The sequence below is a fragment of the Bacillus sp. 105MF genome (assembly GCF_000374885.1).
In the GTDB taxonomy this organism is placed as follows: Bacteria; Bacillota; Bacilli; order Bacillales; family Bacillaceae_G; genus Bacillus_A; species Bacillus_A pseudomycoides.
In genome coordinates this window covers 1-10,438 of sequence record NZ_KB895630.1, presented here as the reverse complement: position 1 = coordinate 10,438, position 10,438 = coordinate 1, and the positions used below count along the sequence as shown (strand labels likewise).

The window sequence follows — 10,438 nt, the reverse complement described above, 5'->3', positions numbered from 1 at the left end:
CACAGATTCAATAAAACGAGCTTTTCGTGCATACGTAACCTTTGGCGTGAATGGATCGCGATACTGTACTTCTCCAGCTTCTTTTGTACATAAGAAATCTGTATGTAAGGATAGATATAACGTCGTATATCTTTTTTTATTTTTAACCCCTTTTTGTAATTTGCAAATTTTGAATAGGGGAGTCCCTGTACATGGTAATGCAGTTGTTAATTCTGTCATAACCGCACGGATTTGATGTGGGTATTTCTTATGTAAAAAGCGGTACATCCCTCCAAAATGAGTTGTATTTCCTCTTTCATCTTGTTTATCTAAGGAACGTTTTAGAGTCGTTTCGCTGTGCTGTTGCATAGCAATGTCCAAGAATAGTTTCTTAGCCGCAACTGACAGCTCAAAGAAAGCTTTTGTAAATACCACTGGGCTAATATAAACATAAGGGTTTGCCTTTTCAGTTTCTTCATTCATAAAATGAGTTAGTTTAATGGTATATCGGCCATCTAATTCCTTTTCAATCGTGACAATTTTATGTAGACTTAGCTTTTTTAATGCAATATAGAATTGAGAATGCTGTATGTAAGCAAACTCTTCTTTATATTGCTTGTAATCTTCCCACATCATATGTACTGTTACATTTGGAATAACCCCATTTGTGTAACATTTCTTGTGTAGGTATAAGAAGACCTCTAAATCTGCGTTTGTAATACCATATAATTTATGTTTCCTTCCCATAGTTTCAGAAACAGCAGACAGGGTACGACGTGAAAAAGATGGTTTCGCTTGTTCTACAAAGCCATCTACATCTGCAACACGTTCTTCATATGTCATTTGATCCAGTAGATCTTCAAGGTATGTATCTTTATAGCTGTAGTATCTCTCTTCGAAAGTTTCAACAAGTTTTTGCCAAGACTTCAGTGTTACTAATACTGCATTTGTAGATTGTCCATTTAGACCACGTTGGTTATGAATAATAAATGATTTTCCCATCTTTTTCACCTCCTACCTGTAAACTCAGAAATATATGCCAGGATACTATAAAATATACCAATTTTGATTATAACAAATCGAAAATTGCTGAAAGGTGCCCCTTTAAGGGGAATTTTGAGAATATGAAACACGACATAAAACCAGTTGTGACAAGGGATACAGGATTTTCTTCATTTTTTTTTGTGTCAAGGATATGGCAAAAACCGTTTCATGTTTTAGATGTGTCAAATTATTAGTGAAACAGTATAAAAACGTTGATATATAAGGGGTAAATGAAGATGTTTCATGTTTTTACGTCAAGGATATGGCAAAAGTGTTTCATGTTCATATATAAGTCATTTATTATGGGAATATCCATTGAATGTAGTGGTATGAAGGGTTATAAGAGAATTGAAAAGGATATTAGGTCAAGGATATGGCAAAAACCGTTTCATGTTTTAAAATTTACAAGGTCAAGGATATGGCAAAAGTGTTTCATGTTTTATATGTAGGAGAAAAAAGAAAGAAACACGCAAAAACCGTTGATATTTAAGGGCTTATGCGTGTTTTTTATATTTGATAAGGTCAAGGGTATGGCAAAAATGTTTCAGGATGATATAGAATCCGTTTTGTACATAGATGGGAAAACAGTTGATATATATGAGTTTATGGGATGGTAAAAAAAATTTGAAAATATATAATCGAAATAAGAAAAATTAACTAATGTTTCATCTTTTGAATTTTAGGTCAAGGATATGACAAAGATGTTTCAATTATTTGTTTCAAATAGATATGAATGAATCTAGCTCATTATATACGTGTTATTCATGTAAAAGCTTATATAAGAGTATGGTAGAGAATTGATAAGGGAAAAAGTGTGTTTCATATTTATAAAAAAGGTTAACAATATGTCCAAAAGTGTTTCAGTTATTAATTCGTTAGATTAATTGATGGTATATTGGTTGGTAATGTATAATAAATGTTATTTCACTTGTACAAACAAGACAAAAGTGTTTCATTATTTTTTTGAACATAACAGAACCGGAAAATAATAATGATTTATATATAATTCGCTAAATATTGGGTTGTTTGAAAGGAATGTACAAAAGGAGGGAGTGACAGCGTGGAGAAATTAGCACAATTGTTTACTGATGCTTTGTTAATATCCGAACCTTTATATGGAAATAACAAAGCAATTTGGGAGAAATGGACTTCTTTTAGTGCAGACGTAGAAAAAGATAGTAGTAAGGTTGTAACTTCACAATATGTTTCACCATCTTTTTCAGCATTAGTATCGTGGCTTAGTAAAAAGAATGAAAATGGAGTAACTTCACTACAAATTGCTATTAAGTTGAATCACTATAAGAACGAAATCCATTCAGAAATTGAACATCTTTTAACAGAAGAGTTTAAAAATGATAACAAGCCAAAATTAAGTGATGAAACAGTAATTCAGGCAGAAGAAAACAAAGATGAAACAGATGATAAAGATTATTTTGAGGTTAATAATTCCGCAATTTACTTTAAATTACGTGACGGGATCTCCAAGAATCATTTTGAAGAGGATTCAAATATGGGTGTCAAATCTTATCCGATTGAAACGAAAGAAAGTAATGCGATAGCTCAGCTTTCTTCGCATAGGGATGAGGATTTGAAGCTAATTAAAGATGATGAAGCGTCCCGGTGGAACACTTTAGTTAATGATGTAATGAGTAATATGGATGATCTTACAGCGGATGTATTAGATTCAATTACTATACAATGGCTAGCTCAAGCGCAGTCACCGGACGAGTTCATCGAATTTTCATATGAGCAAGTGTTGGATATGTGTAATGTACCTAAAAAGAAAGTAAGTAAGGGAGAATATTATAGACCTGAAGATAAAATTAAGGTTGCTAAGAGGATTGCTGCTTTAGCGAGCATTTTTATATATTTAAATGATGATAACGAAGTAGTTGTTTTAAATGATGAAAATGAAAATGATGAGGAATATAAAGTAAAAAGGGAAGTAATTAAAAGGTTATTTGTTTTAGATTCAGTTGTATTATGGAGACATAATACAACAAATGAATATATGGGTATTGAATCCTGCCGAATTAAACCTGGAAGCTTTTTATCAAGTTATTTATATGGTTCAAATAATACTACAGCTTTATTATCTAAAAAGGCACTTGAATATAATAGTTATCGACATAAATATCATAAACGCTTAATTCGTTATTTAACATGGCAATGGAGAATTAGGCAAATATATTCTACTTTAAAGCGCCCATACTCCATTGGAGGCGATAAAGGATTATTAGCTGTCATGGCAATTCCACTTACATGGAAACCAAGTCGCATTCGAGAACACTTAGAGAATGTTCTTACTGATTTAGAGAGAGAGAATGTGATCTCTAAGTGGGAGTATTCAAGTACATTAGATGAAGAACGTTTAAATAAGAAAAATTGGTTCAAAGATTATTGGATCGATTTAAATATTACTATTCTTCCGCCAGAAGAATTAATTAAGTCTATGTACAATTTACCAAAGAAAAAAACATTAGGAATAGAGAATAATAATGAAACAACAATAGAATATAGTGAAAAGACTAAAGATATTATTGATATGCCACAAAGCACAGTTAGTAAAGAACCTGACATTTTTGATGAAGAAGTTGTTCGAGAAAAAATACTAGAGCGACACAATGTTGATAATATAAGTATACGAGAGCTTGCAAAAGAAATAAAAATATCGGCACCTACGTTATCCAGATTTTGCAATAGACAAACCAAGCGTTTATCAGCTAATGCAGTTGAAAAAATGTCAAAGTGGTATGAGAGACAAATGATATTAGAAAAGATGTAATCGTCAAATATATATTTATAGAAATGTGAGAGAGCTTATTTTATTTTGGATATAAAATAAAATAGGCTCTTTACTTATGTTTGTGTTTCAATTATCAATCAACAGATCTATTGTAGCTTTATAATTAAGATTGATAAAAAAGAAACAGTTAATCCATTATTAGTAGCGAACAAAAAAACTCCATTTTGAAAAAAGATTGATCAAAAGGGAGTTAATTCTCTAAATGAAGTATATAATTTTTATAATAAAGTTTGATTATTTCTAGGAGCCGTATTGTACTAAAGCACTCATTAGTGCAATAACAGTTTATTATTGAATATGAACAGTTAAAAAAAGATTTGGCAAAAAACGCAAAAGATCGAACGAATTATAGCTTAGGTAAAACTAATTTTGTAACTGAAATATTGGAAAAAGCTATGAAGTCTTATAAAGATTATTGTCGAACGTCATTCTAAAATGGGAATGGCGTATTTTTGTACTTTTTTGTGGTACAAATTCGAAAAAGGAAGCCATTATCATATGTATTAAATGCATCTAGAATTTTATGTGGATGGTGAGGATATGAGCCAATATCAAATGCTGTATAGTACACCTTATTTGTATTCTTCAAAAATGCTTAGACAAATGTACAAAGAAACAAAAAAAGAGGGAAATCTTTGTGCTATACGAGACCACATGTTAAGACATGAAGTGTATCTGGATGGACAATATCGGGCGTACTATTATTTAAGTCAAGACATTGAAGAGGATCTGTATGGGGATGAACATGCTTTGTCTTGGAATGAGTTATTAGATGACTACCAACTCTACAGGGATCGTAAAGGGAATTTGTCCATTAAACCAAAAGGATGGGATTAACATGACAATCATTGGAGAGTTAGGAGTTGTGTATGGTGTGACAGGAGTCTCTATTTTAGGGATTAAAATGCTGAAAAGGGAAGGTCTTTACCTTCCAGATTGGTTGCTACGTGCGGGTCTCAAATGCTTATTGATTGGGAGCGTTTGGTATGTGCTAATGGATATACTAGATGTGTTTCTACGTTAGTATTTTATCTGGTAGTCGAAAATAATTATAATAGCGCATCTTAAGTGTTTTTTCTAAGCATCCATACAGGCTCAACTACCTTAAGGAGGTATGGAGGAAATGTTATCACTCTTATTAATTCCAGCAACCTTTATAACAGTAGCTTATTTTTTCCAAGGTAAAGGAATGAGTGATAAGAAAAAAATTGCAACCTTTTTTGAAATTACAAAGATCTGTGTTCAGCATAAAGGGGAATTACAATATCCGATTTTCATAAAGGAAATGGAAGATGACATAAGTAAGAATTATGTTTACAAGTTACCACTTGGTGTCCCAAGTCAGCTAATCAAAAAGTTAGATGAAGTATTGGAAGAAGGACTCTACAAACCTGTTAAAATATCGTTTCATCAAAGAGAGCTTCATATTCGGGTATTTAAGCAAAAAATACCTGAAAGGTGGAATTGGTCTAAGGATTTGTTAAAGGAGCAAATATGGCGTGTTATGATGGGGAAATCGTTAGATAAGTACATCTATCATGACTTTGAGAGCACACCGCATATGTGCGTGTCGGGTATGACGCGTTTTGGAAAAACAGTATTTCTAAAAAATGTGATGACAAGTTTAATTTTACAACAGCCTCAACATGTGAGTTTTTTTATTATCGATCTGAAGGAAGGTCTAGAATTTAGTCCTTATAAGGATCTGTCCCAAGTAGTAGAAGTAGCTGAAAACCCACAACAAGCGTTAGAAATGTTGGCTAAAGTACGTAAAAATATGCTAAGACAGATTGAGATAATGAAGAATTCTTATTTGACCAATATCATAGATACATCAATTAGAGAACGCTGTTTCATCATAGTAGATGAAGGAGCAAACCTTTGTCCTACACAAGGCTTACCTAAAAAACAACGGGATTTATTATTTATGTGCCAGGAGATGTTATCTGAAATTGCACGAGTTGGAGGAGGTTTAGGGTTCCGGCTTATATTTTGCACTCAATATCCTACTTCGGATACATTACCAAGGCAAATTAAACAAAATGCTGATGCAAAATTAGGGTTTCGGTTACCTACAGCAATTGCCTCTCAAGTTGCTTTGGATGAACCAGGGCTTGAGGATTTACCTTCCCTTCCAGGAAGAGCATTGTTTAAGACAGATCGTACAGAAGAAATTCAGGTACCTTATTTGAAGGATAAAGAAATGTGGGATTTACTGAAGCAATACAAGGTGGTGAAACAATATGAAGCATCAAACACTCAAACAGAAAGCGAGACAAATCGAGATTTTATCCACTTTGAGTAAATTAGACTTTGCAACCAGAAGACAATTACAAGCCATTCACTGTTTAGGAAGTATTCGGAATGCAAATCGTGTATTAAAGGATTTGACTCCATATTGCCACATCACAAAAATAGCTCGTGAACATGTATATTATTTAAATAAAAAAGGACGTGATTTATTAGGAATTACAAGGACAGTAAAGAAAAATAGTCAATTACACCATATGTTAATGAGAAACGAATCCTGGATGTGGCTAGGGTTTCCAGAATGGAAAACAGAAAGACCTATTGAATTTTCAATCAATGATCAGCGACATCAAATTATTCCAGATGCAACTTATTTTGATGATAAAGTTCCTCATTTCGTTGAAATAGATCAGATGCAACACATGAAAGCAAACGAACATAAAATACAGTTATATGGCCATATAACAGATATCTATAAAAGACAGAATGCTATTGTTCCAGTGATTATCTTTTTTACACTGTTAGACTATCGGCAATCTAAATTAGAGCAATATGCTGTAAAACAAAATGTATTTATGAGAACGTTCGTGATGGACCACATATTCTAGGAATCTTAAATATTGATGTCCCAAAAATCATGATAATCAATGCGGTTATCAAACTTTCTTAGTGTTTTAATGATTTTAGTTGCGGATGTTAAAGTGGGAACACGATCCTTTTTATTCGCTAAATCACTTATTAATGATTTACTTAATCCGGTTTTTTGCACTAACCATTGTTGTTTAATTCCTCTACGATCTAAATAGTCACCAAATGGAGTTCTTTTTTTTCCTAGACCAAACATAAGGAATCCCTCCTAATAAAGAATATCTTACTTATAGCTTGTACAATATTCCATAAAACTAAACCTTTGTTCATAAATATGGAATTATAATTTGAAACAAAGCATAGAATAATATAAAGAAAATCTAAAAAATGTGTAATAATTTTGAAGAATGTAGCATTCATAGTAATAGCTACAAGTTGCTGATACACTATCCTAATGGCAACTTGTTGCAACGAGTATTCCTATAAAATAAAAAGCTTAAATCCATTAGTACACAAGGGTTTGAGCTTTTCTTAGTTTATGTAGAAATGAAAACGAGTTTAATAAGTTAAGAGACATCAAATTGTTCAGGAGTCGAATTTTGAGGAACTACATATAATTTCACGTACCATATTGATAATAAAAATTATTTACAAAAAGATTGTATAAACCGAAAAACAAGGTTTATAATAAGAACAAACGTTCTGTTTTTGAGGGTGAAATGATGTTCGATTACTCAAAATGTATGAATCGAATGATATTCTGTATCGATTTATGTTCATTTTTCGTCAGTTGTGCTTGTGTGATGAGAGGTTTAGATCCATTAAAAGTGAAATTGGCTGTTGTTGGAGACGTAAATCGAAATGGATCTATTGTGTTGGCTGCCACTCCTGAACTGAAAAAATTAGGGATTTCTACAGCAACCAGATTATACGAGATACCAAGAGACCCAAATATTATTATTGTGAATGCAACAATGAGAAGATTTGTTGAAATTTTAAATCAGATCACAGAAATTTACACGAAATATGTAGCATTAGAAGGTCTACACGTTTATTCAATTGATGAGTGCTTTCTAGACATGCAACAAACAGCGCATCTATTTGGTCGGGACCCCATTGTAATTGCTAAAAGGATTCAAAGAGAAATATATGATACAACGGGCATAACTGCGTCTATTGGAATTGGGCCTAATTTATTCCTTTCAAAAGTTGCCCTGGATGTGGAAAGTAAGCATTCATACTCTAGAATTACATTGTGGACATACGAAGATGTTCAAAAGAAACTCTGGAATATCAAGCCACTCAAAAATGTATGGGGAATCGGATCAGCGACCCAGGACGCTTTACATGGCATGGGACTGTTTTCCTTGAAGGATGTTGCAAACACGCCCAAAGAGCGTTTAATCAAGCGATTTGGAAAGGTAAAAGGTGAAGAGTTACATCGTTATTCATTTGGTATCGATGAAAGCCGTATTGCTAATAAATACATACCTAAAAGTACGTCCATAACAAAAGGGCAAATCTTATTAGAGGATTGCTTTAGTCTAAATAAATTAAAATTACTTCTTTTAGAACAGATTGAGGAAACTTGTTTTCGCTTACGATCTATGGATAAGTGCTGTAGGACGGTTGAGCTTGGAATAGGCTACAGCAAATATATCTGTGGAGGATTTAAGCGAGCAATTACCCTAGAACAGCCGATTTGTTTAACAGAAGAGGTTTACGAAACGTGTTTACAGTTGTTAAAAAAGTTTCATTCTGGTCATCCCGTACGACAAATACATATAACTTTAAAGAATTTGACCAGGGATGATGCGATTCAAATGTCTTTGTTTGAAGATACTTCAAGAAAAGATGCTCAAAGGAAATTAGCAAAAACAATGGACGCTATCCGTCATAAGCATGGAAAGAATTCAATTATGAGAGGTATTAGCTACATTAAAGGGGCAACTCAAAGAGAAAGAAACGGGAAAATAGGTGGTCATAAGGCATAAGGAGGAATACAAGTCATGATTGATCGAGGTATGATGAGATGGGCGCCGTTTTCAGCAATAAAAGAGCAATTTGAAGGACTAAATGAAATATACGATAAACAAAATGAAATACCGATGCCTATTATAGATGAGCAACAATTAGAAGAAATCAATGATGTTGTGTGCGGGGCAATGTCTGAAAATCTAGAAGTAAGCATTTCTTATCATAAACAGCAAAGAATACATTTGGAGACTGGTCATATACATTATTATGATACGTTTCGAAATGAGTTAAGAGTTATCGATAAAGATAATAAGGTGTTATACATAGATAGCAATTATATTACAGATATAAAATATACATAATTTGAAGAATAGGATAGGTAGTTATATTGAAGCATACAAGTGGAGATGTATTAGGACTTATCGGTGCATTGTTAGGATTACTATGTTCGCTAGTTATTTTATTTCTAGGAAGACTAGCGTATGAGATGGGACGGTTAGAAGGAGCTGAAAAAGGTCTTATAATTGGATGTATGGGAACATTTTTTTCTATTTTAGGATTCTTTGGGTTCATAAAAGCCAAGAGTGTATTTAAAGAGGCTGGATTTTTGATGATATTATCTGCAATAGGTTTATTGGTTTGTGTAAATCAAATTACATTTTATCTATTTTTTGGATTGGCACTTTTACTTAGTGGACTAAATAATATTTTTGGCAAGAAGTAATATATAAAGAGCAAAAAATTATTAATTAAGGAGTTGGTAAGTGTGAAATATTTTGTATTTGAAGATGATGAATTAATAGGGGGATGTGAAGAGACAATATATGTTTTTGAACATACCAAAAGAAAAAATAAATACGACAGTATTAATACTTTGGAAGAGTTTGCAGTACAATGCATATTCATAGAACGGAGAGATACACATTGGCTTTGGTATAAAGGAAAAAATGTGATAGAAATGACTATGGAGGAATTCGAAGAGAGAATTAGGACAGAATTGAAAATGATATCCGAAGAAGAATTTACAAAAGTGAGAAACAGATATTCTCCTTATATCAAACCTATCGAGTTTCCTCGTAATGGAATCAGGTGTGCATATGCTTATGAACCAGACTGGAATGATGTATTTTTTGTTATGGAAACGGAAGAAAGTTATTTTGCTCTTTATTGGTTCACAGGGGCTTAAAAATAACTTTTATTCAAAGTTAATGGATTCTCGATAAACAGTAAACGAACTTGCTATATAAATAGAGTCCTATAGGTTCTGTTTCAAAGTTTGAAAAAAGCAGGTTCTGGTGCAAATATATGAAGAAGAACGCGGATAATAGTAGATTTCTAGTGAAATCGTATTTTATGCTATAAGTCCAAACACTTGGTGGATGAACTCCTTTTGATTTTGGACAGACTGATTCCGTAAATCAATCTGTTCCTTTTTTATCATATGCATGGCTTCAACACCACTCAATATGGAAGTTGCAGTTTTAAATGACTTAAACCCCAACATAGAACGCACACGTTTCTTAATAAAACGATGATCTTGTTCCACTATATTATTGAAATACCTAACTTGCCTTATCTTTATGCCTTCGGGCATATGTTTCTCTTCTTTCAACGCTTGAATCGCTACAGGATAGGCAGGGTTTTTATCTACTGTTATCACACGAGGTTTAGAAATGTACGAAAAAGCCAAGGCTTTCTTGAAAAAGCGCTTGGCTGCTTGTTTATCTCTTGATTTACTTAGATAAAAATCAATGGTATTCCCTTCTGAATCAACGGCACGATATAAATACATCC

Annotated in this window: 11 protein-coding genes and 1 pseudogene; 9 read left to right on the top strand and 3 right to left on the bottom strand. The window is 32.8% G+C overall.

The window, feature by feature from the left end:
- Window positions 1-981: pseudogene (locus C564_RS0130175) on the bottom strand (hypothetical protein); the annotation flags it as partial.
- Between the two features lie 1,102 nt (window positions 982-2,083).
- Between C564_RS0130175 and C564_RS0130160 the strand changes: the two are divergent.
- The 5 genes from C564_RS0130160 to C564_RS0130140 all read left to right on the top strand — a co-directional run bounded on the left by C564_RS0130160 (window position 2,084) and on the right by C564_RS0130140 (window position 6,687).
- Window positions 2,084-3,808 carry a helix-turn-helix domain-containing protein gene (locus C564_RS0130160; RefSeq protein WP_018768030.1) on the top strand — a complete coding sequence of 575 codons (1,725 nt, stop codon included), beginning with the start codon at window positions 2,084-2,086 and terminating at the stop codon, window positions 3,806-3,808.
- Window positions 3,809-4,369: 561 nt separating this feature from the next.
- On the top strand, window positions 4,370-4,666 hold the full coding sequence (locus C564_RS0130155; RefSeq protein WP_026008760.1) for a hypothetical protein: 297 nt from the start codon (window positions 4,370-4,372) through the stop codon (window positions 4,664-4,666).
- 1 nt (window position 4,667) lies between these two features.
- A complete protein-coding gene (locus C564_RS0130150; protein ID WP_018768028.1) occupies window positions 4,668-4,853 on the top strand; it encodes a hypothetical protein in 186 nt (61 codons plus the stop codon).
- A 99-nt stretch (window positions 4,854-4,952) separates the two neighbouring features.
- Window positions 4,953-6,134 carry an FtsK/SpoIIIE domain-containing protein gene (locus C564_RS0130145; RefSeq protein WP_018768027.1) on the top strand — a complete coding sequence of 394 codons (1,182 nt, stop codon included), beginning with the start codon at window positions 4,953-4,955 and terminating at the stop codon, window positions 6,132-6,134.
- Window positions 6,073-6,687 carry a replication-relaxation family protein gene (locus C564_RS0130140; RefSeq protein ID WP_018768026.1) on the top strand — a complete coding sequence of 205 codons (615 nt, stop codon included), beginning with the start codon at window positions 6,073-6,075 and terminating at the stop codon, window positions 6,685-6,687. The genes C564_RS0130145 and C564_RS0130140 overlap by 62 nt, the downstream gene beginning before the upstream one ends.
- 5 nt (window positions 6,688-6,692) lie before the next feature.
- On the opposite strand, the gene C564_RS0130135 is transcribed toward C564_RS0130140, so the two are convergent.
- Complete coding sequence (locus C564_RS0130135; protein WP_000467332.1) at window positions 6,693-6,923, bottom strand: helix-turn-helix domain-containing protein; 231 nt, start codon at window positions 6,921-6,923, stop codon at window positions 6,693-6,695.
- Between the two features lie 466 nt (window positions 6,924-7,389).
- Between C564_RS0130135 and C564_RS0130130 the strand changes: the two genes are divergently transcribed.
- From C564_RS0130130 to C564_RS0130115, 4 genes are read left to right on the top strand one after another with little or no spacing between them, the layout of a single operon-like run.
- On the top strand, window positions 7,390-8,661 hold the full coding sequence (locus tag C564_RS0130130) for a Y-family DNA polymerase (RefSeq protein WP_018768025.1): 1,272 nt from the start codon (window positions 7,390-7,392) through the stop codon (window positions 8,659-8,661).
- A gap of 15 nt (window positions 8,662-8,676) precedes the next feature.
- Window positions 8,677-9,006: a YolD-like family protein gene (locus tag C564_RS0130125; protein WP_018768024.1), complete on the top strand. Its 330-nt coding sequence runs from the start codon at window positions 8,677-8,679 to the stop codon at window positions 9,004-9,006.
- Between the two features lie 26 nt (window positions 9,007-9,032).
- Window positions 9,033-9,368 carry a hypothetical protein gene (locus C564_RS0130120; protein WP_018768023.1) on the top strand — a complete coding sequence of 112 codons (336 nt, stop codon included), beginning with the start codon at window positions 9,033-9,035 and terminating at the stop codon, window positions 9,366-9,368.
- Between the two features lie 42 nt (window positions 9,369-9,410).
- Complete coding sequence (locus C564_RS0130115; RefSeq protein ID WP_018768022.1) at window positions 9,411-9,830, top strand: hypothetical protein; 420 nt, start codon at window positions 9,411-9,413, stop codon at window positions 9,828-9,830.
- Window positions 9,831-9,995: 165 nt separating this feature from the next.
- Here the strand turns inward: C564_RS0130115 and C564_RS0130110 are convergent.
- Window positions 9,996-10,438: IS6 family transposase (locus tag C564_RS0130110; protein ID WP_018768021.1), on the bottom strand; the 443-nt coding region annotated here is incomplete at its 5' end.